We start from the raw sequence: 25,005 nt of genomic DNA, 5'->3' as shown, positions 1-25,005 counted from the left end.
TATGACTTTTTCCGTCATCATCCCCGCACGCCTGGGTTCGACTCGTCTACCCAACAAGCCGCTGGCCGACATCGCTGGCCAACCCATGATCGTGCGCTGCGCCCAGCAAGCGGCGCTCAGTGGAGCGCGTCAGGTTTGGGTGGCGACGGACTCGACCCGCGTGCTCGAAGCCGTGCAGGCGCACGGTTTCAGGGCCTTGCTGACCGATGCCGAACATCCGACCGGCACCGACCGTCTGGCACAGGCCGCCCGTCTGCTGGAGCTGTCCGAGGACGAGATCGTGGTCAATGTGCAGGGCGACGAACCCCTGATTCAGCCCGAACACATCCATGCCGCCGCCGAACTGCTGGCTCGCAGCGAGCAGGCCGATATCGCCACGCTGGCCGCGCCCATCAAGAGCGTCGAGACCTTGTTCAATCCCAATGCTGTGAAAGTGGTCTGCGACCTGCAAGGCCGCGCCCTGTACTTTTCGCGTGCGCCCATGCCCTGGGCCCGCGACGCACTGGCCCAGGGAGAGCGGGTACTGGCCGACGGACTTCCCGCATTGCACCATATTGGCCTTTATGCGTACCGAAATCGCTTCCTGCAGCAGTACGCCCAGCTACCGCGTGGGCCGCTGGAACACTTTGAGTCTCTGGAGCAGTTGCGAGCCATGGAAAACGGCTTCCAGATTATGGTTCACCGCCTCCAGGAGATTCCTGCAGCGGGGGTAGACACCGAACAAGACCTGGAAAGAGTACGCGCTCACTTCGCAAATCGGTTATAAAAGATCTTTTTTCTGCTCCATCCGAATAAAAAATGCGCTCATTATGCTGCAACGCATCATACTGAAGCGAGAATCGGATCGACGCATTTCCTGGAGGAATTCATGCGACTTATACTGCTCGGGCCCCCTGGTGCCGGCAAAGGCACTCAGGCTGCTTTCATCACCGAGAAATTTGGTATTCCACAAATTTCCACGGGCGATATGTTGCGTGCCGCTGTCAAAGCCCAGTCCCCGTTGGGTGTAGAAGCCAAAAAAATCATGGACGCCGGTGGCCTGGTCTCCGATGACATCATCATCGGTCTGGTTCGCGACCGTCTGAAAGAAGCAGACTGTGAGCCCGGCTACCTGTTCGACGGTTTCCCGCGCACGATTCCCCAGGCCGACGCCTTGAAGGATGCTCAGGTCAAACTGGACTTCGTGATCGAAATCGACGTACCGGAAGAAAGCATTATCGAACGCATGAGCGGCCGCCGTATTCACGCGGCCAGCGGTCGCAGCTACCACGTCACGTTCAACCCACCCCAAACCCCCGGTGTGGACGATGTAACTGGCGAACCCTTGCTCCAGCGCGATGATGACCGCGAGGAAACCGTCCGCCACCGCTTGTCTGTCTATCGCGAGCAGACCCGCCCTCTGGTCGATTACTACTCGCAATGGTCAGCCACCGGCGACCCGCAAGCGCCAGCCTATCGCAAGATTTCCGGCGTGGGCAGCGTCGATGAAATCCGCCAGCGCATTGTGGACGCCCTGGCAAGCTAAGCAAATCAAGATTCAGCCGGCCCCAAAAGGGCCGGTTGTTTATTATTCAAGGGAGACAAGCTCATGCAAATCAATAACAAGACTTTTATTGTCACGGGCGGCGCATCGGGTCTGGGCGCAGGCACCGTACGTATGCTGGTTCAAAACGGCGCCCGCGTGGTGATTGCCGACATTCAGGACGAGGCCGGCCAGGCTTTGGCCAAAGAGCTGGGCCAACACTATCAGCGCTGCGATGTGACTTCCGAGCACGATGCCCAGGCCGTCGTGGATCTGGCGTGCCAGGACAGCGCCCGCCCTCTGTTCGGATTGATCAACTGTGCCGGTGTGGCCCCTGCCTCACGCACCGTGGGACGCAACGGCCCACACACGCTGGACCTGTTTCAAAAAACCGTCATGATCAACCTGGTCGGCACCTTCAATATGTGTCGTCTGGCCGCCGCTGCCATGAGCAACAACACGCCTGAAGCATCGGGCGAACGTGGTGTGCTGATCAATACGGCTTCGGTCGCCGCCTATGACGGCCAAATCGGCCAAGCGGCTTACGGCGCCTCCAAGGCGGGCGTGGTCGGCTTGACCCTGCCCCTGGCCCGCGACCTGGCCCAAACCGGCATTCGTGTCATGACGATTGCTCCCGGCATCTTCGGCACCCCCATGATGTTTGCCATGCCTCAGGAAGTTCAGGACTCGCTGGCAGCCAGCATTCCCTTCCCCTCGCGTCTGGGTCGCCCTGAAGATTTCTCCCAACTGGTGCAGAGCATTATCAATAACGAAATGCTCAATGGTGAAACCATCCGTCTGGATGGCGCCATTCGTATGGCACCAAAATAACTTTCTGTATCGGCTCCAATGGGTTTGTTTCGCTCGGCGGCCACGATTAGTGGCCTGACGCTGCTGTCTCGTATCACCGGACTGGCACGCGATATTTTGATTGCCCGCGCCTTTGGGGCGGGTCCGCTTACCGACGCTTTCTGGGTCGCATTTCGCATTCCCAACCTGCTGCGACGTCTGTTTGCTGAAGGGGCGTTTTCGCAAGCCTTTGTACCCATTCTGGGACAGGTGCGCAAAGAGCATGGACAAGACAAGGTGCAGCAATTGCTGGACCGTGTCGCCCTGCTGCTGACCTTTGCCGTCATGCTGGTCACGGTCATCGGCATCCTGGCCGCCCCTTGGGTGGTCAGCGCCATGGCCAGCGGCTTGACCGCCCCCGAACGACAAACCGAATTTGGCGCCGCCATCACCATGACGCGGATGATGTTCCCCTACATCATCTGCATGTCGCTGGTGGCGTTTGCGTCTGCCGTACTCAATACCTGGAGCCGCTTTGCGGTGCCGGCCTTCACCCCTATCCTGCTGAATCTGTCCATGATTGGCGCCAGCCTGTTTCTGGTGCAGTACATGGACACGCCGATTTATGCGCTGGCTGTTGGGGTGATGATAGGTGGTCTGGCCCAATTACTGGTGCAATGGGCCGCACTGGCTCGTCTGGGCCTGTTGCCACGATTCTCGCTACGACTGGGTCAAGCGCGCCGCGACCCCATCGTGCAACGCATTCTTAAACAAATGCTGCCCGCCATTTTGGGGGTGTCCGTGGCGCAGATTTCCCTGCTCATCAATACCAATATTGCCACCTGGCTGCAGTCAGGCAGCGTAACCTGGCTATCATTTGCCGATCGCCTGATGGAGTTTCCCACCGCCCTGCTCGGTGTAGCGCTGGGCACGGTCTTGCTGCCCAAGCTATCGGCTGCCCATGCCAGTAAAGATGACCAGAACTACAGCGGTTTGCTGGACTGGGGCCTGCGTCTGGTTCTGCTGCTGGGCCTGCCAGCCGCGCTGGGCATGGCCATGCTGTCCGACGGCCTGGTCGCCACTCTGTTTCATTACGGTGCGTTTGCCGCCGCTGACGTTGCCCAGACCAAGCTGGCCGTGGGTGCGTACTCAGTGGGTCTGGTCGGCCTGCTGGCCATCAAGATTCTGGCCCCCGGTTTTTATGCCCGCCAGGATATTCGCACACCGGTGCGCATTGCCATTGCTGTTCTGATCATTACCCAGCTCTTTAACCTGGTACTGGTGCCTACCTTTGCCCATGCTGGACTGGCCTTGTCGATTGGCCTGGGCGCCACCGTCAATGCGCTGACCTTGCTGGTCATGCTGCGCAAACGCGGGATTTACCAGCCCAATCATGACTGGTTACGTTTTTTCCTGAAGATTATTCCCGCCCTGGCTGCCCTTGCTGCCGTCCTTGTGCTGGCTGACCGCTATATCGACTGGATCAGCCTGGGAGCCACGCCCTTGCTGCGTGTGCTGTATCTGGGCGGCGTGTTGCTTGCCAGCGGCATTTCTTATTTCGGCATGTTGTTTATCGTAGGCATTCGGCCCTCTTACTTTACAAAGCGGGCTTAGTGTCTTAAAATAATTGTCTTTGCCGATTAAACTTTAAAACTTAGGCTTTACTAAAAATGGCTAATACCGCACAAGCACGCAAGCGCGCCCGCCAAGCAGTGGCTCGCAACAAACACAACGCCAGCATCCGTTCCATGCTGCGTACCGCTATCAAGCGCGTTCGTCAGGCCATTGACGCCGGCGACAAAACTGCTGCTAACGAAGTTTTCCGCAAAGCGACCAGCATCATTGATCGCGTTGCCGACAAGAACATCATTCACAAGAACAAGGCTGCCCGCCACAAGAGCCGCCTGTCTGCTGCTATCAAGGCCCTGGCCTGATTGCTGAAGATTTTTAATGGTTTAATCGGCTCTGGCCTAAAAACCAGTTAGAAAGGGGGTGCTTAGCACCCCTTTTTTATTAGCCACAAAACCATTGCCTGAACATGCAGGCCAATCATGCTAAGTTATGGATTTGCTTGTTCATCAGCGAGTCCCCATGACACGTCCCATCGTGCTGCAACTGGCATCTTTGGCCCAGCACCCTTCTTTTGACGACATTGATCGTTATTTCGAGCGCATTGTCCTCCCGGACCTGAACCAGCTCTGTGCCGAACAGATCGAACGCGTACAGGTACTCCTGACCAGCGCCGTCACCCCCACCCCCGCCTCCTTGATAGACCGCCTGCCCGCTTTAAAAGCGATTTGCAGTGTGGGAGTAGGCTACGACTGCATCGACGTGCACGCCGCCCAACAGCGTGGCATCCAGGTCAGCACCACCCCCGATGTTCTGAACGACTGCGTGGCGGATATGGCCTGGGCCTTGATGCTGGATGCCGCCCGCCGGGTGACGGAGTCCGACCGCTACGTACGTGCCGGCCTGTGGGACAGCCCCAATGGTTTTGGGCTGGGCACTCGGGTCAGCGGCAAGAAACTGGGGATTGTGGGCCTGGGTCGCATCGGCCAGACCATTGCCCGCCGTGCCAGCGGCTTTGATATGGAGCTGCGCTATCACAACCGCCGTCCACGCCACGACGTCCCCTGGCACTATGAACCTTCCCTGATCGAGTTGGCCCATTGGGCCGACTTCATGGTGATTGCAGCCGTCGGTGGCGACGAGACACGCGGGCTGATCAATATAGATGTGCTGAATGCTTTGGGGCCCAAAGGGATTCTGGTCAATATCGCCCGCGGCAGTGTGGTTGATGAAAGCGCACTGATTGCCGCCCTGCAAGAAGGACGACTAGGCGCTGCCGGGCTGGATGTGTTCGAGAACGAACCCCAGGTCCCTCAGGCTTTGCGTGACCTCAAGCAGGTCGTTCTGGCACCGCACACAGCCAGTGCGACACACGAGACGCGTCAAGCCATGCTCTCGCTGGCACTGGACAATATATTGCAGTATCAAAAAACCGGCAAAGTACTGACTCTGCTTACGGTATAAAAAATAAATCGCCTACCGTTTTAACGGTGGCGACTAGTTGGATGTGCTGCCTTAATCAGGAATCGACAGGGCCCATATTGGTGGGATCAATGCCGCTGGTTTTTAAATTATTATCTTCCGCAAAGCCACAGACAAATTTCCAGGCCAAAGGCTCCAGCTCCCGCAAACGCGCATCGACCACCACACAGCGCACGCCGTCAATCAATCGCGGCACCACATAGGGCGAATACGTCAGATGCCCTCCCATCGCCCCAGCCGGACGGAACTGAGACATTACACCGGCCAAGCGTTCTGCCCAGTCACTGGGACGAAAGCGCTGATCCTGCCGGGTCACACCATGGATTACAAGTTGCTTCACTGGCTCTGTCATAACAATTGATCACTCATCGTGCAGTTCAGGTAGGCTGCACCTTTTCCTTTCTCGCTCCGCATTGTATCCGATCGCGGCCAAGCAAAGCCCGGGATTCAATAAATTAGCCACTTGACAATTTATTGCTAATCATTACCTTACCCTTTCTTTTTATCTTAAAACCAAGCTATTTCCCCTTGTCGTGCACAGGCCGGCTTTGCTCTAAATAGCTGGACAGGTTAAGATGGCTTTCTTTATCCGCAGGATTTTTTTATGGATGCCATCGTGCACGCAGGACCGCTTCGGCACTTTCTGCAATTTCGCGACTTTTCTCACGACGAAATTTTATATGTGCTGGAACGCGCACGCCTGATCAAAGACAAGTTCAAACGCTATCAGCCGCACCACACATTGCACGACCGCACCCTGGCGATGGTTTTTGAAAAAGCCAGCACCCGTACCCGTGTTTCCTTTGAAGCCGGTATGTATCAGTTGGGCGGTTCGGTCATTCACCTGACCACCACCGACTCGCAACTGGGTCGCTCCGAACCTATTGAAGATACCGCCCGCGTAGTTTCGCGCATGGTTGATATCGTCATGATCCGCACCTTCGAACAAACCCGTCTGGAGCGCTTTGCCTCCCACTCGCGTGTGCCGGTCATCAATGGCCTGACCAACGAATTTCACCCTTGCCAGATTCTGGCCGACATCTTCACCTTTATCGAACATCGTGGCGATATCAAGGGCAAGACCGTAGCCTGGATTGGGGATGCCAACAATATGGCTTACACCTGGCTGCAAGCGGCGGAAATCCTGGGCTTTACCCTGCATGTATCCGCTCCTAATGGTTACCACCTGGGGTCAGATCGTACTGGCAACCCGGACTCCAGCATCTTGCGCGAATTTGACGACCCGCTGGAAGCCTGCAAGGGCGCACACTTGGTCACCACCGACGTGTGGACCAGCATGGGTTACGAAGCCGAGAACGAAGAGCGTCGCAAAGCGTTTGCCGACTGGTGTGTGGACCAGGAAATGATGGATGTGGCTGCTGCTGACGCCATCTTCATGCACTGCCTGCCCGCTCACCGTGGTGAGGAAGTCACAGGCGAAGTCATCGACGGCCCACAAAGCGTGGTCTGGGACGAAGCCGAAAACCGCTTACATGTACAAAAAGCATTGATGGAGTTCCTGATTCTGGGTCGTTTGGAAGCCTAAACGCTGCCGCTCGGAGCAGATTGCTCATTGATGACAAAAGGGGATGCTACGGCATCCCCTTTTTTACGCAACAACGTCGCACACCTGCATCCAGGCCATCATTGAAAAAAACACTTGAAGATCATTTCAATCGGGCAGGACCTAGCCTGCTTCATATAAACGACGCGAGACGACAGCTCTGTTGAGTGCTGCGACGATACCAACTACAAGCGACTACAGCCAGACCATGACCCTGCGCTGTGCCCCTGATGCTCAGCGCAGCGCGCCCGCCCCTATTCTTCAACCTCCAAACCCGCCAATCGGTAACCAACCTGCAATTCCGTCAACAGATACTTGGGCTGTGCCGCATCCTCTTCCAGCTTTTGACGCAACTGCATCATGTACACCCGCAAATAATGGGGCCGATCACAGTAAGCCGCACCCCATGTTTCATGCAACAAATGCTGGTGCGTCAACACCTTGCCATGACCTCGAATCAAAGCCGTCAACAAGCGAAACTCAATCGGCGTTAAATGTACCGCCTCCCCGTCGCGGAACACCTCGTGGGAGGCCAGATCCACACGGACACCACCGAAGCGAACCAGCGATGAGGCTGTCTGTGCGTTCGGGACTAATTGAGAACGCCGCAGCAAGGCCCGAATCCTGGCCAGCAACTCCGGCACCCCAAAAGGCTTGACCAGATAATCGTCCGCCCCCGCATTCAGCGCAGCCACTTTCTCCTCTTCCCGATCGCGCGCAGACAACACCAGAATGGGCGAGTAGACCCAAGCGCGCAGATCGTGAATCAAGTCCTTGCCGTCGCCATCGGGCAAACCCAAATCCACAATCATCAAATCCGGGCGACGGGTTGCCGCATCCATGCGCGCTTGCGCCAAGGTGCTGGCCTCGACCACGAACATACCTTCCTGTTCCAAGGCGATCCGTACAAAACGACGAATATTGGATTCGTCCTCCACAATCAATATCTGGGTTTTGTTCATGTCAGTAGTTCGTCACCATCCATCTGAGGAGCCGCTTTCCAAGGCAGGCTGATTTCGAAGATCACCCCATGAGGCTGACGCGGCTTGGCGCTGATCGTACCACCATGCGCGGCAATAATTGTTCGGCATAGCCCCAAACCCAAGCCTACCCCTGCTACAGAAGACTCCTTGTACCCCCGCGTAAACGTCTCAAACAAACGCTCGGGATCGCCTGGCGGCAGGCCGGGTCCATCGTCACTGATCAATAAATACATGGATTGGCCAGAACACAGGCCGCGTAGCGAGATTGTGCTGGTAGCGGGGGTATATTTGGCCGCATTATCCAACAGATTCGTCACCACTCGCTCCAGCAACACACCGTCCACCTCGACCAAGGGCAGATCCGTGGCGAACTCGGTCACAATTTTGCGGGGCTGCAAGGCGGCTGCACAGCGGGCAACGGCGATCCCCACAATCTCGCCCAAGGCATGCCACTCTTTATGCAGTTTCACTCCTTCACTTTGCATACGGGCCAAATCCAGCAAGTTAGATACCTGGCGACGCAGTTCGTCAGACTCAATACGGATGGAATGGGCAATATCCGTGCGCTCCGCCTCACTCAAGCCCTTGGGCTGCTCCAAGGTTTCAGCCAAGCCCCGGATCACGGTCAAGGGCGTACGTAAGTCGTGTGAAACGGCAGACAATAAGGTATTACGCATTTTCTCCCCCTCCATGCGCAGCACGGTATCCTGGGCAATTTCCACGTAATGAATCCGCTCCAGAGCCTGAGCCAACGTAAAGCAACAAGCATCCAGCAAGCGCCGTCCGTCAGGAGTGCTTAAAGAGGCAGCAGCCCCGGACTGCACCACCAGGACACCCCGTGGGGCCATCGGGCCTTTCAAGGGCAGGTACAAGGCACTGGCGCCGTTCAGGGTCTCCGTACCATTACCGGCAGCTTCCATATGATCAAACACCCATTGCGCTACCGACAGCTCGACAAAGCCGGTGTGGCGGGTTGCCACCAGTTGGTTCTGTTGATCCGGCACCACCAGCACCAGTTGCATCTCAAACAAAGGCTCCAGCGTATCGCGGCAGACCGCCAGGACCTGCTCCAGGGCCAAGGCCCCCGCCAAATCCCGACTAACACGCGTTAACGCCGCCGCACGACGTTCACCATCACGCGCAGCCCGGGCCTCGGCCTGCAGTTTGGCAGCCAACTGGCCAATAATCAGCGTCACGACCAACATGACGCCAAAGGTAAACACGTATTGGGTATCGGTGACCGAGAAGGAGTAGCGCGGCGCGACAAAGAAAAAATCAAAAAACGCCACTGACAGCAATGACGCCCATGCCCCCGCCAGCCGTCCCAAACGCAAAGCGATAAAGACCACTGTAATCAGGAACAGCATGATGACATTGGAGAGATCAAAAAAGGACAAAAGCTGCTCGGCCAACAAGGTGGTCGCCACGCAAATAATGGAAGCGATGGACAAGGCCTTGCCCTGCGCCATGGGCTGCTCCAGCTCCAAAGGCCGGATTGGTCGCTGAACCGTATCCATGCGCAGGAGCAGCAAACCAATTTCAGGATTACTGCGGGCCAGGCGCTCGGACAGGCTGGTGCGCCAGGGCCAGGCAGAGCGCGCTGAAGAGTTCCCCAGAATCAGCTTGGTGACATTGCGCTGACGGGCATAGGCCAGAATCGTATGCGCCACATCCTGCCCGGCAATATTGGCAAACTCGGCCCCTGCATGCTGAGCACTGGCGGCCAAACGCACCAACGCCTCCTGTGCCTTGATCTGCCCGCTTTCCTGCGGCGTATCCACATGCAGCACAATCCAGGGGGTTTGCAATTGCTGCGCCAAGCGCGCCCCCTCCCGAATCAGGGCTTCCTGAGCACTATCGGCGCTGACGCAAACCATTAACAGCTCACGGGTGGGCCAGACTGTTCGTATCGCATGGGAGATTCGGTAGACATGCACATCGGCATTGACCCGATCCGCCACACGACGCAACGCCAACTCACGCAAAGCGATCAGATTGCCGCGACGAAAAAAATTCTGGCGCGCGTGGGCGACCGAGTCGGCCAGATATACCTTGCCCGCATTCAGACGAGACAACAAATCGTCTGGAGGCAAATCCACCAGCAGGACATCCGCCGCTCGATCAAAAATACGGTCCGGCACCGTCTCCCGAACCCGTACCCCGACAATGCCGCCGACCACCTCATTGAGACTGTCCAGATGCTGCACATTCAGCGCGGTATATACATCAATACCGGCATCGAGCAGTTCCTCCACATCCTGCCAGCGTTTGGCATGACGGCTACCCTCAAGATTGGAATGCGCCAGCTCATCGACCAGCAGCAACTGATAGCCCGACGCCAAGGCAGCATCCAGATCAAACTCCGTCACTACCCGCCCCTGACGCTGATACGCCTTGCGTGCCAGTACGGGCAAACCGTCGATCAAGGCCTGGGTTTCCTGGCGACCATGCGTTTCTACAATCCCGATGGCCACGGACACCCCTTCGGACTGGCGTTGATGCGCCTCCTTGAGCATGGCGTAGGTTTTCCCTACGCCCGCACAAGCGCCAAAGAAAATCTTGAGCTGCCCACGGCGAGGCTGATGCGGATCCTCGCCAATGACCTGCAACAGCGTATCCGGGTCCGGCCTATCCTCAGGTGACATGAATCTGTGCACTCCATCCAGAAAATAGCTATTGATCTTACGCTCTTATCCGAAAAACGGTGTCAGCAGCATATCAATCAGTTTGATACCTATAAAAGGCGCAATCAGCCCGCCCAAACCGTAGATCAGCAAGTTACGCCGCAGCAGTCTGCTTGCGGGCTCCGCCCGATATTTCACGCCGCGCAAGGCCAAAGGAATCAAGGCGATGATGATCAGAGCATTGAAAATGACCGCAGACAGAATCGCTGTGGCTGGGCTGTGCAGTTGCATCACATTCAAGGCGCCCAGAGCCGGATAGGTGACCACAAAAGCCGCAGGAATAATCGCAAAGTACTTGGCCAGGTCATTGGCAATACTGAAGGTGGTCAGGGCACCACGCGTCATGATCATCTGCTTGCCTACTTCCACCACACGCAAGAGCTTGGTGGGGTTGCTGTCCAGATCCACCATATTGCCGGCCTCTTTGGCCGCCTGGGTACCACTATTCATGGCCACGGCCACATCTGCCTGCGCCAGAGCAGGCGCATCATTCGTCCCGTCGCCAGTCATGGCCACCAGGCGACCTTCATCCTGATAGCGTCGAATCAATTGCAGCTTGTCCTCGGGCGTGGCTTCGGCCAGATAATCATCCACCCCGGCCTCAGCCGCGATTGCTGCGGCGGTCAGTTTGTTATCCCCCGTAATCATGACGGTCTTGATGCCCATGGCGCGCAGCTCGGCAAAACGCTCCTTGATACCGCCTTTGACAATGTCCTTGAGCTCCACCACACCCAGCGCCTTATTGCCCTCGGCAACGACCAGCGGTGTGCTGCCACGCCGTGCCACCTCATTGACCAAGGTATCCAGTTCACGAGGGAACACCCCGCCCTGGGACTCAATGTGCGCGCGCATGGTATTGGCCGCCCCTTTACGGATCTGGCGACCCTCAATATCAATCCCGCTCATGCGGGTATGGGCACTGAAGGCAATGGTCTGCGCGCCCTGCAATTGACGGCCACGCAAATTGAAAAGCTGCTTGGCCAGCACCACAATAGAGCGCCCTTCGGGAGTCTCATCGGCCAGCGAGGCCAATTGAGCCGCATCCGCCAAGGCGTGCTCCGATACCTGCGGCGCGGGCAGAAATGCCGAAGCTTCTCGATTGCCCAGTGTGATGGTGCCTGTCTTGTCCAGCAACAAGACATCCACATCCCCGGCCGCCTCGATCGCACGGCCCGAGCTGGCCAGTACATTGGCCTTCATCATGCGGCTCATTCCGGCCACGCCCACTGCCGACAACAAGGCGCCAATCGTGGTCGGAATCAGGCACACCAGCAAGGCGATCAGGGCCGTAATCGTGACGGGCGAACCTTGGCCGGTCAGCGCGGTGGCAAAACTGGAGAAAGGCAACAAGGTGACGCACACCAAGAGAAAGATCAGCGTCAAGGCGACCAGCAAGATATTCAAGGCAATCTCGTTTGGCGTCTTGCCACGTTTGGCCCCTTCCACCATTGCAATCATGCGATCCAGAAAGGCTTCGCCGGGTTTGGCGGTGACCTGCATCACAATCCAGTCCGACAGAACACGCGTCCCACCCGTGACCGAGCAAAAGTCGCCCCCCGACTCCCGGATAACCGGCGCTGACTCCCCAGTAATAGCGGACTCGTCTACCGAGGCTGCCCCCTGCAGCACTTCACCATCGGCCGGAATAATCTGGCCAGCCTCGACCAGCACATAGGCACCGGGCACCAGCTCATCGCTGGGGACAGGCCAGGAACGACTATCTCGCCTGGGCTCTTTCAACACTTTGGCCATAACCCGCTTGCGCGTAGATCGCAGCGCATCAGCCTGCGCCTTGCCACGCCCTTCTGCCACCGCTTCGGCCGCATTGGCAAACAAAACCGTAAACCACAACCAGGCAGCAATGGACCAGATAAAACCAGCGGGGGCCTCGCCCTGCCCCATCAAAGCCTGCACACCCAGCAGGCTGGTCAGGATGCTACCCAGATACACCACACACATTACCGGGTTCTTGAACTGCACCCGAGGGGACAGTTTCTTGAAGGCTTCCTTGCACACGGTGCCCCAGGGCACAGCCTGAAACACCGTTGCGTGCTCCGCCTCTTGCGAGGCTTTTAAATCAGTAATAGACATATTGACACCTGCTCCTAACGCACGACGGGCTGGACGCTCTTGGCCATATCCAGCGCAAGATTTAGCTCCAGGACCTGCACACGTGGTTCACCCAGTACACCCAATTGACGAGCATGGGTATAGCGATCAATCAAGGCCAGCACCTGTTCCAGCGACATGCCGCGCACCCTGGCAATACGCGCAGCCTGCAAACGGGCATTAGCCACCGAGATATGCGGATCCAGACCCGATGCCGACGCTGTCACGGCATCGACAGGTACGGGGGCATCCTCTGCCAAACCATTCATCAGACGATAAGCCTTGCTTCGCTCTGCCACGGCATTGAGCAAATTCTTGCTTAATGCCCCTTGATTGCTGCCCCCGCTAGCGGCGGCGTTATAGGGCTGCGAGATACTATTGGATGGATCTGAAGGGTCCACACCCAAGGTCACACTGGGGCGGCCATGAAAATACTCTGGCTGACTGAAATATTGGCCAATCTGGCGTGAACCCACGACTTGGCCATCACGCTCAATTAAGCTGCCATTTGCCTGCTCCGGGAACAAAGCCGTCCCGATAACAGTCGTTGCCAAGGGATAGGCAATCCCGGTCAGAAGCATAAAGAACACAGCCGACAGCAACACGGGACGCAGCAGGCTTTTCACCGTCGGTGCCACTGGGGTTGAAACCATAAATTGATGGGTAGACATGACAGTCAATCCTCAAAAAGTAATGCCATCGAGCATCAACAGGTGCTCCACAATCGGGCCCAGCGCCAGAGCAGGCAGAAAAGTCAGACCGCCCACCACCAGGACCACGAAAATCAACAGGCCGGTAAACAAAGGGGTGGCCGTCGACAAGGTTCCTGGACCAGCAGGAACGGCTTTTTTGGCCGCCAGCACACCGGCCAGAGCCAGCAACGGCAATAAAGTCAGATAACGCCCGACCAGCATGGCCAGCCCGATCGTGGTGTTGAAGAAAGGCGTGTTCGCGTTGAAACCGGCAAAGGCCGAACCGTTATTGGCCGTACCCGAGGTGTAGGCGTACAGAACTTCACTGAAACCATGCGGCCCCATGTTCGAGAGGCTGTCCATGGTGGACGGCAGTACGCTGGCCAAGGCCGTAAACCCCAGAATGCTGAAGGCGTGCGCCAGCATGGCCAGCATCACGTACTTCATCTCCCGGGCCTCGATCTTCTTGCCCAAAAACTCCGGGCTGCGTCCTATCATCATGCCCACCAGAAACACGGTCAGAATGGCGTAACTGACCAGGCTGATAAAGCCCACCCCGATCCCGCCAAACACATTGTTCAGCATCATTTGAGCAATCGGCACCAAGCCACCCAAAGGGGTCAGCGACGCATGCATGGCATCGACCGAGCCAGTGGTAGCTGCGGTGGTCACTGTCGCAAACAGACTGCTTTGCGCCACACCGAAACGCAGTTCTTTACCCTCCAGATTGCCCCCGCCCAGCGTACTGCTTTGGGTCTGATCGACTCCCAAAGGCGTCAACAAAGGATTGCCTGCTTGCTCGGCGCTGTAGATCAGAGACAAAAAGCCGATGAACATCACCAGAAAGGCTGCAAAAAAGGCCCAGCCCTGCCGGCGACGAGCCAGCATGGAGCCAAAGGCATAGGTCAGGGCCGAAGGCACCAGCAACATGCTAAGCATATGCACGGTATTGGTCAGCGGCGTGGGGTTCTCAAAAGGATGCGCCGCGTTCATGCCAAAGAAGCCGCCCCCATTGGTTCCCACATGCTTGATGCTTTCAAGACTGGCCACGGGTCCCAAAACAATCTGCTGCTTGAGTCCTTCCAGCGTGTTGACCACGACCTCAGAACTCAGTGTTTGCGGCATACCTTGCCAGATATAAAACAAGGCCAGCAAGAAGCTGCACGGCAAGAGCAGGCGATACAAAGAACGGGTAAAGTCCACCCAGTAATTACCAATATCAGCCGAGCTTTTACGACTTAAGCCACGGATGAAACCACCTGCCGCCGCCAGACCCGTGGTGGCACTGATCATCATCAAAAAGGTGATGGCCGCCATTTGGGAAAAATTGGACAGACTGGATTCGCCCGAATACGCCTGCCAATTGGTATTGGTCGTAAAGGACACGGCCGTGTTAAAGGCCAAGTCTGGCGTTTGTGCGGCACGCTGCAGGCTGTCTCCGGGAATCCAGCCCTGCACCCGCAAAAGAACATATCCCAGAAGCAACATGGCGGCGTTGCTCAATAAAAGCGCCAGGCCATATCGCCTCCAGGACATTTTCTCTTCAGGATTCACACCCAGCAGCCGATACGTACCGCGCTCCATCAAACTGTGATTCGGGCTGCTGAAAAAATGGGCAATCCATTTACCCACCACCACTAACAAGACCGTTGAGACGGCCAAAATAACTAGAAACTGCATCAGATCGTCCAGCATGACAGCACCTCTTACAGTTTCTCAAGACCAAGAATAAATCCGGTCGCCATCGCAAAGAACGCGAACAGCACCGCTAGAAATAGAAAATCACTCATATGCACACCTGTTCCAAACAATGAACACTTGTCGGCCTGAAGCTAAAATTTTTCGGCCTTAATCAAGGCATAGAACAAATAAATAAACAGTCCCATAGAAATCCCTCCTGCCAGAACCGTAAAAAAAGACGCACTCATTCCACACTCCCTCTCAATGCTGACTTGCAGCAGACAGAGAAAGTCTAGAATTGGCGGCATAAATTCAGAGCAGTGTTTACTGGCCTGCGTATAAAGACGGCATATGGATTTGGGTGCGGGCAAACCCGGAGCGCTCCAGCAACTGATCTGTCCAGCGCTGGTAAGTCTGTCTGGCAAGAAGATGCAAGGTGCTCACATGCTGACCCAGCCCAAGCAAGATATGGTCAGCATCCTGAGCGGCAGGACCGTATACCTGCGCCAGCTCGTGGCGACCGTGGTCGCACCACTGCCGAATGCTATCGGCAGTCACTTCCAGATGACCTTGAAAAGCCCAATGCGGACCCAAGCCAAAGCCCTTGTTCAGACAATGAGGGCCATACAACGTCCGGCTGGCACCCGAAGGAATCTGAAAAGTGTCGTAATGCCAGTTAAACAGCACAGCACGTCTGGGCAGGCCCATCACACGCTGGGCATAAGGGCTGCTCCAGACCTGGCCCCAGCCTATATTCGGATACGGGCTGCGCTGCACCTTGGCGCCCAGAGAACGGGCCAGAAGCTGCGCCCCAAAGCAATGGCCCAGCACAGGAACATGGCGCTGGACTGCATCCTGCAAAAGCGCCTGTTCACACACTATCCAGGGCAGATCCTCGTTAACACTATGGTCGCTGCCCAAGACGACAATCCCGCTGTAATCACGTGCCAAGACCGGTGCTCTCCCCTCCAGCGGTGACATCAGTAGTTGATAGCAAAGGCCGTTTTTCTCCAGATGATCCAGTAATACACCTGGCCCTTGTGTAGCCTCGTGCTGCAAAACAAGAATGGGTTTCATGACGTGAAAGCCTGACCGCGCAGGCCTGTTGTTCAGGAGAGCCCACTGTAGAATCCGCCGCATCAAGACCAGGATCTGTTTCAGATCCCGCTCGTATAAGTGGCATCAATTTTGGTGAGGAACGATGCTTCCGGCCACGAAACCCGATAAGGTTCTTGGTGCCCGGCAGGAAAAAAACCGATTCGTCATTTGCCTGACATATGCCTTTGCTCAAATGTAATCGTTTTCATTTTGACGGCTGAATGTCATGGCCAATGTTGGAATCCTGGATGTTGCCAAGGCAGCGCAGGTATCGGTTGCCACGGTATCGCGTGCGCTCAACGAACCAGAGAAAGTGGGTAAAAAAACCCTGCTGCGTGTGCAAGCTGCCATACAGGCCCTGGGTTATCAACCCAATGCTTCGGCCCGCAGCCTGCGTAGCCAACGCAGCCGTGTGATTGGCGTGGTCTTGCCTACTTTGCTGAACCCCGTCTTTGCCGAGTGCCTGAAAGGGATAGCCGATACCGCCGCCCATGCCGGCTACGCCATCTTGCCCTTCTTTACGGAATACCACGTCGAACGTGAATCCCAGGCCGTAGCTCTGCTGTTGGCCAGCAATGTCGAAGGCATTGTGCTGGTGGTCTCCAATCCGGCCACGTCCCCGGCATTGGAACGCTTGAGCACCACACCCTGCCCCTATGTACTGGCCTACAACCAGCATCCCGAACACCCTTGCGTCAGCGTCAATGGTGAGCAAGCCATGATTGAGCTGATTGGTCACCTTGCCACCCAAGGTCATCGCCGCATTGCCATGGTGAGCGGACATTTGCATGTCTCGGACCGGGCCCAACAACGCAGTTGCGGTTACCTCAAAGGAATGGAAAGCGCGGGCTTGGCCCCCATGCCGCTACTGGAAGTACCTTTTATGGATCACCCTCCTGAGGACCCGACAGCCCCTGCCTCCACAGAAGGCGGCATTCACTTGGCCAGCGTCGCCCGACTGCTGCGTCAGGCTGATCGGCCTACGGCCGTCATTGGCTCCAATGACCTGATTGCCATTCGTTGTCTGCGAACCGCCCAGCAGATCGGTTTACGCGTACCCCAGGACATCAGCATCATCGGCTTTGACGGCATTGGCCTGGGGGCTGAGCTGTTCCCTCGCCCGGCCACCATTGCTCAACCCAATGAGGAAATTGGCCGCCAGTGCATTGGCCTGCTGCTGGGTTCTATGGCCCGGCAGCAGGCTGTCCCGGCTCAAGAGTCGATATTGCTGCCCTACACCTTTGATCCGGGTGAGTCCTGCGCCCCCTCTCCGTTCCATCTACAGGCGCCCTGACAATGCTGTGCCTTCCTTTCCGGGAAACTTTCCCGCAACACCCCTGCTTGCAAGCCATGCCGGCTTTATATAGACCCACCTACTAACTGGAGTGACCAACCATGAAACACATCCTGAGCACACTGGCCTGCCGCGTCGCATTGCCATTGGCCATGCTGACATTGGGCAATGCGGCCGCCGCACAGACGGCGATTTGCTACAACTGCCCACCCGAATGGGCTGATTGGGCCAGCCAAATCGAGGCCATCAAACAGCACACCGGCATTACCGTGCCTCCAGACAACAAGAACTCCGGTCAGTCGCTGGCCCAACTGGTTGCCGAATCGGCCAACCCGGTGGCCGATGTGACCTATCTGGGTATTACCTTTGCCATTCAGGCCCAGAAAGAAGGCGTGACGCAGGCCTACAAACCCAAGGGCTGGGAGCAGATTCCGGAAGGCTTAAAGGATCCGCAAGGCCACTGGTTTGCCATTCACTCCGGCACCATGGGCATCATGGTCAACAAATCAGCCTTGGGCGATGTACCGGTCCCTGCCTCCTGGAACGACTTGCTCAAACCGGAATACAAAGGTCTGGTCGGTTACCTAGATCCTTCGTCCGCCTTCGTGGGTTATGTGGGCGCCGTGGCCATCAATGAAGCCCTGGGCGGCACGATGGATAACTTTGATCCGGCCATCAACTGGTTCAAGGCCCTGCAGCAAAACAACCCCATTGTCCCTAAGCAAACCGCCTATGCGCGCCTGATTTCCGGCGAGATCCCTATCTTGCTGGACTATGACTTCAGCGCCTATCGCGCCCAATACAAGGACGGAGAAGATGTGGCCTTCGTGATTCCGCAAGAAGGCACGATTGTGGTTCCTTACGTGATGTCGCTGGTCAACAAGGCACCGCACACCGAAGAGGGACGTAAAGTGCTGGATTTTGTGCTTTCCGAGCAAGGTCAATCCATCTGGGCCAATGCCTTCCTGCGTCCGGTTCGCAGCAGCGCCATCAGCGAACAGGCACAGTCGCGCTTTTTGCCTGACAGCGAATACGCCCGTGCCAAGGCAATTGACTATGACCGCATGGCACAAGGCCAGAAACCCTTTGCCGAACGTTACCTGGCCGAGGTCCGCTAAGCGGCCCTCTGAGATGTGGAGTGAGCGTATGCAACGCAAATACCTGTTACCCCTGTGCTCGGCCCCCGCTGTCGCTTTCTTTGCCGCCTTCTGGCTCTTGCCTGCAGCACAGCTCCTGGCACTACCCGCACAAGAAGGCATGCACACCTATTGGGTCGTTCTGACATCAGGACGTTACTTGCAGGCCCTGCTGCAAACGCTGCTCCTGTCTGCCATCGTGACGCTGGCGACCCTGATATTAGGCGCCATGGTAGGAATTGTGATGGCTCGCTATCGCGTCCCTGCCAAGCGTCTGCTGCTCTCCTTGATGACCCTGCCCCTGTCTTTCCCAGGGGTGATTGTCGGTTTTTTCATTATTTTGCTGGGTGGCCGGCAGGGGCTGCTGGCCCAAATTACGCAGGGTCTGGGATTGGGACGCGTGACCTTTGCCTATGGCCTGTTAGGTCTGTTTCTGGCCTACCTGTACTTTTCACTGCCCCGCGCCATTGCCACCTACACTGCGGCGGCAGAATCCATCGACCGCAATCTGGAAGAAGCGGCACGCTCTTGCGGTGCCTCGCGTTGGGCCGTCGCCAGAGACGTCTGGATACCGGAACTCGCACCTACCTCCTTGTCCTGTGGCGCCATTGTGTTTGCCACCTCCATGGGCGCCTTCGGCACGGCCTTCACCTTGTCCAGCCGCTACGAAGTACTGCCCATCACCATCTATAACGAATTTACCAATTATGCGAATTTCACCCTGGCCGCCAGCCTATCCATTTCATTGGGGCTGCTGACATGGTTTACCTTGTGGATGGCTCGGCGTCTCGTGCGCGACCCCTCCGTCATCGCGTGAGGGTTCCATGAAGACAATCTCTTCTGGCAGCATGCATCGCCCTGCTCCTTTGCTTTTGGCGGTCACTGGCCTCACTGTTTTGTTTCTGCTGGGTCCCATCCTGATTTCGGTGATGGCGGGCCTGGTCAACAACTATCGACTGGGCCTGAAAAGCGGCCTGACCCTGAAATGGCTGGAACAGGTCTGGGTGAACTATGGCGGTACGGTCTGGCTATCACTGCAACTGGCTTTACTCTGCGTACTGGCTGTCATTGTGCTTGGTGTGCCCTGTGCCTACGCATTGGCTCGCAGCCGCTCGCGCCTGGCCCGAGCCTTTGAGGAACTGCTGACCTTGCCAGTTGCCGTTCCCGGGCTGGCCTCGGCGTTAGCCCTGCTGCTGGCCTACGGCTCCTTACAAGGTTTTCGGCAAAGCTTCTGGTTCATTTTGGTGGGCCACATTGTGTTCACCCTGCCCTTTATGGTGCGCACCACCAGTGCAGCCCTGCAAAAACGCAGCCTGATTGATCTGGAAGAAGCCGCCCGATCCCTGGGTGCCAGCTTTAGCCAGATCTTTTTCGGCATCTTGCTGCCCGCCATCCTGCCCGCGATTGTGGCGGGCAGCTTGATGGTGTTCACCTTGTCCCTGGGCGAGTTCAACCTGACCTGGATGCTGCATACGCCACTGACCCGCACCCTGCCCGTGGGGCTGGCTGACAGCTACGCGTCGATGCGTATCGAAGTGGGCTCGGCCTATACACTGATTTTCATGCTCGTCATCTTGCCCGTGCTCTGGGGGCTGCAAACACTGGCGCGCTTGCTGGAGAAACACGATGGAAAATAAACACGTCCCGGTACGTATCGAACAATGCGCCAAAACCTATGCGGATGGCACGCGGGGTTTGCATCCCAGCACACTGGACATCGACCCCGGTGAAGTCATGGCCTTGCTCGGGCCTTCGGGCTGTGGAAAAACCACCTTGCTACGATTGATCGCCGGTCTGGAAATGCCAGACGCCGGCAGCCGCATTCTGTTCGATGGGCAAGATGTCACCCATGTGCCTATTGAAAAGCGCGAGGTAGGCATGGTGTTTCAACACTACGCTTTGTTCCCCTCTATGACGGTAGAAGCCAATATCGCTTATGGCCCTAAAATCAAGGGCATGGCACCAACCCTGCGCCAAGAACGAGTCGGCGAGCTGGTCGATCTCATGCGTCTGAATGGCCTGGAAAAACGTCTGCCCTCTGCGCTGTCCGGGGGCCAACGACAGCGGGTCGCCATTGCGCGAGCCATTGCCAATCAGCCCCGCGTCCTGCTATTGGACGAACCCTTGGCCGCCCTGGATGCCAAGTTGAAAATCTCCTTACGCGATGAACTGGCCGAACTACTGCGGCGTTTACGCATCACGGCCATTCATGTCACCCACGATCAGCAGGAAGCCTTTGCGATTGCCGATCGGCTGGCCGTCATGCACGAGGGCCGCATTGTTCAAACCGGCGACGGTGAAAGCCTGTACCGCAACCCGGCCCACCCTTTTGTGGCGACCTTTTTGGGGCGTGTGAATGTACTGCAACGTACAGCGCAAAACCTGCTGAACAAGGACATTCAGCTAGCCGATCTATGCCTGCCCTGCCCCGAGACCTTGCTCGGCACCGATCAGTTGCTGGTCCGGCCAGAAGATATTGACGTTTCCATGAACAGACCAATAGGCTGGGCACAGGCACAGGTGCGTCAACGCAGTTTTATGGGAGGAAGGGTGCAACTGACACTAGGCGTCGAAGGCCAGGCAGACATGATTGCCGAAGTTGATCGGGATCACACAGCGATGGTCGGCAGTATCGTGGGCATTCGGATCAATCCCATAAAACTGATGCCAGGCACCGTGACACACTCCCAGGATGTCCCTAATCAACCCTGATCCTGAAAACGCCACTTACCTTCCCCACCGAACCGTTGACACAGAAAGCGCCCACCTAGGGGAGCTCGGAAAAAGATGCTGAAAACACTACTGATTCAAATGACAGACCCGCATATCCGGGAAGAAGGCAGGCTGGCCTATGGGCGCCTGAATACCGCACCCTATCTGAAACAGGCCATAGAGCACGCTCTGGCCCTGCCCCAAAAGCCAGATGCGATCGTGCTGACGGGCGATCTGACTGATTTTGGCAGACCGCAGGAATATGCCCACTTGCGCCGCTTGCTTGCCCCTCTAGGAACGATTCCTGTGTACCTGCTGCCCGGAAACCATGACGATCGACAGCAATTACGCGCAAGCTTTCCCGAGCATACTTACTTGGGCAAGACCGGCCCCGTTTGCTACGGCGTGGATGTGGGTGAGTTAAGACTGTTGGCCCTGGACAGTGCCGTCGCGGGTGCCAGTGCGGGAAGTCTGGATCAGGAGCAACTGGACTGGCTGGCAGCCGAACTGAGCGCACAGTCCAAGCGCCCCACCGTCATTGCCTTGCATCACCCTCCTTTCAACACCCTGATCGGCCATATGGATAAGATTGGCCTACTGAACGGGGCAGAACAACTGGAGGCGATTGTGCGTCAGCATAACAATGTGGAACGTGTAATCAGCGGACATTTGCATCGCAATATACAGATCTGCTTTGGCGGAACCATTGCCAGCACCGCCCCCTCTGTTGCCCACCAGGTTTGCCTGGACCTGGCTGAGGATGCCACCTCGGCCTGGACGCTGGAACCACCGGGCTATGCCGTTCATGCACTGAGTAATCACGGCCAGATCGTCACCCATACCGCCACAGTGGGTCAGTTCGATGGCCCATTCGCCTTTCATGAGCCAAGCGGAAAACTGATCGACTGATTCGATGCCCGACGCACGATAAGCGCAGCTTGCGTCTTGCTGGTCTCATCAAAACAAATTGACGATAGGCTCATACCGCTTCTGCGTACTCAAGCAAGTAGCGACAACTGCAGCCATTAAACAGAACGGCTCAGGAACGCTGGGCCAACTCCATAAAAAACACCCCAATGCCTGTTGAATCGGGCATTGGGGTGTTTTGACACTGCTACTTCAAATCAGGGGTTCTACTCAGAGCCCCCCGATCTGCCGCGATGTCTCACTTCTTGCTGTCTTTGAGCTGAGGCACAGCCGAACCGGCAGCAGGAGCCAGCAGGCCAACCTGGGTGTAGGTGAACAACTTATCACGTGTGTCCACGATGTCCAGATTGCGCATGGTCAGTTGACCAATACGGTCGCGTGGCGAGAACATGCTGTCCACTTTTTCCATGCTCAGGCGCTCGGCCTTGTAGGTCAGGTTAGGCGAAACCGTATCCAGGATGGAGTAGTCATTACCGCGACGCAGTTCCAGAGTCACTTCGCCCGTAACAGCACGAGCCACCCAGCGCTGGGCAGTTTCACGCAGCATAATGGCTTGTGGGTCAAACCAGCGGCCCTGGTACAGCAAGCGGCCCAAACGCAAACCGTTGATGCGGTACTGCTCGATGGTGTCTTCGTTGTGGATGCCGGTCACCAGGCGCTCGTAAGCGATGTGCAGCAAGGCCATGCCGGGAGCTTCGTAAATGCCACGGCTCTTGGCTTCGATAATGCGGTTTTCAATTTGGTCGCTCATGCCCAGACCATGACGGCCGCCGATGCGGTTGGCTTCCAGCATCAGTTCCACCGGGTCGGCGAATTCCACGCCGTTCAAGGCAACAGGCTGGCCTTCCTCGAAGCGCACACGCACCTCTTCAGCGGCCACAGCCACGTCGTCACGCCAGAAAGCCACGCCCATAATGGGTTTGACGATATTGATACCGGCGTTCAGGTATTCCAGATCCTTGGCTTCGTGCGTGGCACCCAGCATATTGGAGTCGGTGGAGTAGGCTTTCTCGGCCGACATCTTGTAGTCGAAGCCGTTTTCCTGCATGTACTCGGACATCTCGGCACGGCCACCCAGCTCATCAATAAACGTCTGGTCCAGCCAAGGCTTGTAAATCTTCAGCTCAGGGTTGGTCAACAAACCGTAGCGGTAGAAACGCTCGATGTCGTTGCCCTTGTAGGTGCTGCCGTCGCCCCAGATATGGACGTCGTCTTCTTTCATGGCAGCAACCAGCATGGTGCCAGTCACAGCACGGCCAATAGGCGTGGTGTTGAAGTAGGTGACACCGCCGGTGGTGATGTGAAAGGCGTTGCACTGCAAGGCGGCAATCCCTTCAGCCACCAGTTGCTGACGGCAGTCCACCAGACGGGCCAGCGTGGCACCGTATTCCTTGGCCTTGCGGGGAATCGCATCGTAATCGGGTTCGTCAGGCTGACCCAGGTTCGCGGTGTATGCGTAAGGGATCGCGCCCTTATTGCGCATCCACAAAAGTGCAGCGCTGGTGTCCAGGCCACCGGAAAAGGCAATGCCGACCTTCTGGCCGACTGGAAGAGATTCAAGGATGGTTGTCATTATCGCGTCAGTAGTGGTGTGCAAGTACAGTTCCGCCCGTAAGACTCTATAGCAGAGCCATGCCCGCGGCAGGATCAATATGTCATTATATCGTCTTGACCGACCCTGGACACCTTTGCGTAGCTGGATTTAATTACTCGATGAACTAGAACATCCATTTTCACCTGGAGACAAGCCATGCCCGAGACACAAGCACAACCCGCTATCAGCCGTTATCCCGTCCCTACCCTGGCCGACATGCCCGAGGATATTCGCAGTCGTATTGAAGCCGTACAGGAAAAATCCGGTTTTATTCCGAATGTATTTCTGGCTCTGGCACACCGCCCTGACGAGTTTCGCGCCTTTTTTGCCTATCACGACGCGTTAATGGAAAAGCCCAGTGGTTTGAGCCATGCCGATCGGGAAATGATTGTGGTGGCTACCTCCGCCGCCAATCAGTGTCATTACTGCATCATTGCCCACGGTGCGATTTTGCGCATCCGCGCCAAGAACCCGTTGGTGGCAGACCAGGTTGCCGTGAACTGGCGCAAGGCCGATATTCCGGCGCGTCAAAAAGCCATGCTGGCGTTCGCCATGAAAGTCTCGCAAAACGCCCAGGAGATTGAAGACGCGGACTTCCAGGCCCTGCACGAGCACGGCTTCAGCGACGAAGACGCCTGGGACATTGCCGGCATCAGCGCCTTTTTTGGTCTGAGCAACCGCATGGCCAACTTCATGTCCATGCGCTGCAATGACGAGTTCTACATGCTGGGACGCGTTCCCCGCTAAGCATGATGCGTTACGCCCTGATGGTTGCCGGGTGGGTATGTGTAGCGCTGGCCATTGCCGGCGCTGTTTTACCCTTGCTGCCTACCACGCCTTTTGTGCTGCTGGCTGCATGGTGCTTCTCCCGTAGCTCCCCCCGCTTTCATCAATGGCTGCTGGACCAGCGCCATCTGGGCCCTTATTTGCGCAACTGGGAAAACGGCCAAGGCTTGACCCGCAAAGCCAAACGTCGGGCGCTGATCATGTTGTGGCTGTCGCTGGCCGCCTCGGCCTGGCTGACCAGTCACTTGGGCTGGTATCGACTGGGCTTGTTAATTCCGGGCATTTTCGCCACTCGTTATTTGCTGCGAGCCAAAACCCTGGATGACACCCCTTCCGAGCCTGTGCAAAAATAGCCTGCTTGAACCGATCCTGGCTTGACCCCTT

Annotated in this window: 24 protein-coding genes; 15 read left to right on the top strand and 9 right to left on the bottom strand. The window is 56.8% G+C overall.

Annotation, left to right across the window (positions count from 1 at the left end):
• Position 1: 1 nt before the first annotated feature.
• The 6 genes from kdsB (at position 2) to CA948_RS03080 (ending at position 5,344) form a co-directional block, all read left to right on the top strand.
• Positions 2 to 766, top strand: coding sequence for a 3-deoxy-manno-octulosonate cytidylyltransferase (kdsB, locus tag CA948_RS03105; protein ID WP_108727304.1), 765 nt, complete (start codon positions 2 to 4; stop codon positions 764 to 766).
• 102 nt (positions 767 to 868) lie between these two features.
• Positions 869 to 1,525, top strand: coding sequence for an adenylate kinase (gene adk, locus CA948_RS03100; protein WP_094196372.1), 657 nt, complete (start codon positions 869 to 871; stop codon positions 1,523 to 1,525).
• A 63-nt stretch (positions 1,526 to 1,588) separates the two neighbouring features.
• The gene (locus CA948_RS03095) at positions 1,589 to 2,353 is read left to right on the top strand and encodes a 3-hydroxyacyl-CoA dehydrogenase (protein WP_108727303.1); all 765 of its coding nucleotides are present in this window, start codon (positions 1,589 to 1,591) and stop codon (positions 2,351 to 2,353) included.
• Positions 2,354 to 2,371: 18 nt separating this feature from the next.
• A complete protein-coding gene (gene murJ, locus CA948_RS03090) occupies positions 2,372 to 3,925 on the top strand; it encodes a murein biosynthesis integral membrane protein MurJ (RefSeq protein WP_094196370.1) in 1,554 nt (517 codons plus the stop codon).
• Between the two features lie 56 nt (positions 3,926 to 3,981).
• On the top strand, positions 3,982 to 4,245 hold the full coding sequence (gene rpsT / locus CA948_RS03085; protein WP_094196369.1) for a 30S ribosomal protein S20: 264 nt from the start codon (positions 3,982 to 3,984) through the stop codon (positions 4,243 to 4,245).
• A 157-nt stretch (positions 4,246 to 4,402) separates the two neighbouring features.
• On the top strand, positions 4,403 to 5,344 hold the full coding sequence (locus CA948_RS03080; protein WP_108727302.1) for a 2-hydroxyacid dehydrogenase: 942 nt from the start codon (positions 4,403 to 4,405) through the stop codon (positions 5,342 to 5,344).
• A gap of 55 nt (positions 5,345 to 5,399) precedes the next feature.
• Here CA948_RS03080 and CA948_RS03075 read toward each other — a convergent pair whose 3' ends face one another.
• Positions 5,400 to 5,714, bottom strand: coding sequence for a DUF3579 domain-containing protein (locus tag CA948_RS03075; RefSeq protein WP_094196367.1), 315 nt, complete (start codon positions 5,712 to 5,714; stop codon positions 5,400 to 5,402).
• 252 nt (positions 5,715 to 5,966) lie between these two features.
• Here CA948_RS03075 and argF point away from each other — a divergent pair, with 252 nt between their 5' ends.
• Positions 5,967 to 6,908, top strand: coding sequence for an ornithine carbamoyltransferase (argF, locus tag CA948_RS03070; protein ID WP_108727301.1), 942 nt, complete (start codon positions 5,967 to 5,969; stop codon positions 6,906 to 6,908).
• 272 nt (positions 6,909 to 7,180) lie between these two features.
• On the opposite strand, the gene CA948_RS03065 is transcribed toward argF, so the two are convergent.
• The 7 genes from CA948_RS03065 to CA948_RS03035 all read right to left on the bottom strand — a co-directional run bounded on the left by CA948_RS03065 (position 7,181) and on the right by CA948_RS03035 (position 16,151).
• Complete coding sequence (locus CA948_RS03065; RefSeq protein ID WP_094196365.1) at positions 7,181 to 7,888, bottom strand: response regulator; 708 nt, start codon at positions 7,886 to 7,888, stop codon at positions 7,181 to 7,183.
• Positions 7,885 to 10,554: a sensor histidine kinase gene (locus CA948_RS03060; protein ID WP_108727300.1), complete on the bottom strand. Its 2,670-nt coding sequence runs from the start codon at positions 10,552 to 10,554 to the stop codon at positions 7,885 to 7,887. Before CA948_RS03060 ends, CA948_RS03065 begins: the two co-directional genes overlap by 4 nt.
• Positions 10,555 to 10,599: 45 nt before the next feature.
• On the bottom strand, positions 10,600 to 12,684 hold the full coding sequence (gene kdpB / locus CA948_RS03055) for a potassium-transporting ATPase subunit KdpB (RefSeq protein WP_199827878.1): 2,085 nt from the start codon (positions 12,682 to 12,684) through the stop codon (positions 10,600 to 10,602).
• 14 nt (positions 12,685 to 12,698) lie between these two features.
• Positions 12,699 to 13,373, bottom strand: a complete 675-nt coding sequence (gene kdpC, locus CA948_RS03050; protein WP_094196363.1) for a potassium-transporting ATPase subunit KdpC — start codon at positions 13,371 to 13,373, stop codon at positions 12,699 to 12,701.
• Positions 13,374 to 13,385: 12 nt separating this feature from the next.
• Positions 13,386 to 15,089 carry a potassium-transporting ATPase subunit KdpA gene (gene kdpA / locus CA948_RS03045; protein ID WP_203226743.1) on the bottom strand — a complete coding sequence of 568 codons (1,704 nt, stop codon included), beginning with the start codon at positions 15,087 to 15,089 and terminating at the stop codon, positions 13,386 to 13,388.
• 137 nt (positions 15,090 to 15,226) lie between these two features.
• Entirely contained in the window at positions 15,227 to 15,280 is a 54-nt protein-coding gene (gene kdpF, locus CA948_RS17925; RefSeq protein ID WP_234354425.1) for a K(+)-transporting ATPase subunit F, read from the bottom strand.
• 118 nt (positions 15,281 to 15,398) lie between these two features.
• Positions 15,399 to 16,151: a type 1 glutamine amidotransferase gene (locus tag CA948_RS03035; RefSeq protein WP_108727299.1), complete on the bottom strand. Its 753-nt coding sequence runs from the start codon at positions 16,149 to 16,151 to the stop codon at positions 15,399 to 15,401.
• 247 nt (positions 16,152 to 16,398) lie between these two features.
• Here CA948_RS03035 and CA948_RS03030 point away from each other — a divergent pair, with 247 nt between their 5' ends.
• The 6 genes from CA948_RS03030 (at position 16,399) to CA948_RS03005 (ending at position 22,223) form a co-directional block, all read left to right on the top strand.
• Positions 16,399 to 17,466 (top strand): LacI family DNA-binding transcriptional regulator, encoded by a 1,068-nt coding sequence (locus CA948_RS03030; protein WP_108727298.1) that lies wholly within the window; start codon positions 16,399 to 16,401, stop codon positions 17,464 to 17,466.
• 152 nt (positions 17,467 to 17,618) lie between these two features.
• Positions 17,619 to 18,584: an ABC transporter substrate-binding protein gene (locus CA948_RS03025; protein ID WP_230018814.1), complete on the top strand. Its 966-nt coding sequence runs from the start codon at positions 17,619 to 17,621 to the stop codon at positions 18,582 to 18,584.
• A 28-nt stretch (positions 18,585 to 18,612) separates the two neighbouring features.
• On the top strand, positions 18,613 to 19,419 hold the full coding sequence (locus CA948_RS03020) for an ABC transporter permease (RefSeq protein ID WP_094196358.1): 807 nt from the start codon (positions 18,613 to 18,615) through the stop codon (positions 19,417 to 19,419).
• A 7-nt stretch (positions 19,420 to 19,426) separates the two neighbouring features.
• Complete coding sequence (locus tag CA948_RS03015; protein ID WP_203226742.1) at positions 19,427 to 20,239, top strand: ABC transporter permease; 813 nt, start codon at positions 19,427 to 19,429, stop codon at positions 20,237 to 20,239.
• The gene (locus CA948_RS03010; RefSeq protein WP_108727296.1) at positions 20,229 to 21,314 is read left to right on the top strand and encodes an ABC transporter ATP-binding protein; all 1,086 of its coding nucleotides are present in this window, start codon (positions 20,229 to 20,231) and stop codon (positions 21,312 to 21,314) included. Before CA948_RS03015 ends, CA948_RS03010 begins: the two co-directional genes overlap by 11 nt.
• Positions 21,315 to 21,389: 75 nt before the next feature.
• A complete protein-coding gene (locus CA948_RS03005; RefSeq protein WP_108727295.1) occupies positions 21,390 to 22,223 on the top strand; it encodes a phosphodiesterase in 834 nt (277 codons plus the stop codon).
• A gap of 256 nt (positions 22,224 to 22,479) precedes the next feature.
• Here the strand turns inward: CA948_RS03005 and argG are convergent, their stop codons facing one another.
• A complete protein-coding gene (gene argG / locus CA948_RS03000) occupies positions 22,480 to 23,814 on the bottom strand; it encodes an argininosuccinate synthase (protein ID WP_108727294.1) in 1,335 nt (444 codons plus the stop codon).
• 177 nt (positions 23,815 to 23,991) lie between these two features.
• On the opposite strand from argG, the gene CA948_RS02995 reads away from it, so the two are divergent.
• On the top strand, positions 23,992 to 24,582 hold the full coding sequence (locus tag CA948_RS02995) for a peroxidase-related enzyme (RefSeq protein ID WP_108727293.1): 591 nt from the start codon (positions 23,992 to 23,994) through the stop codon (positions 24,580 to 24,582).
• Between the two features lie 2 nt (positions 24,583 to 24,584).
• A complete protein-coding gene (locus CA948_RS02990) occupies positions 24,585 to 24,974 on the top strand; it encodes a YbaN family protein (RefSeq protein ID WP_094196352.1) in 390 nt (129 codons plus the stop codon).
• Positions 24,975 to 25,005: the final 31 nt, after the last annotated feature.

Source organism: Alcaligenes aquatilis (assembly GCF_003076515.1).
Taxonomy (GTDB): domain Bacteria; phylum Pseudomonadota; class Gammaproteobacteria; order Burkholderiales; family Burkholderiaceae_B; genus Alcaligenes; species Alcaligenes aquatilis.
Note: the sequence above shows the minus strand (reverse complement) of the source record. Positions and strands in the feature narration are given on the sequence as shown.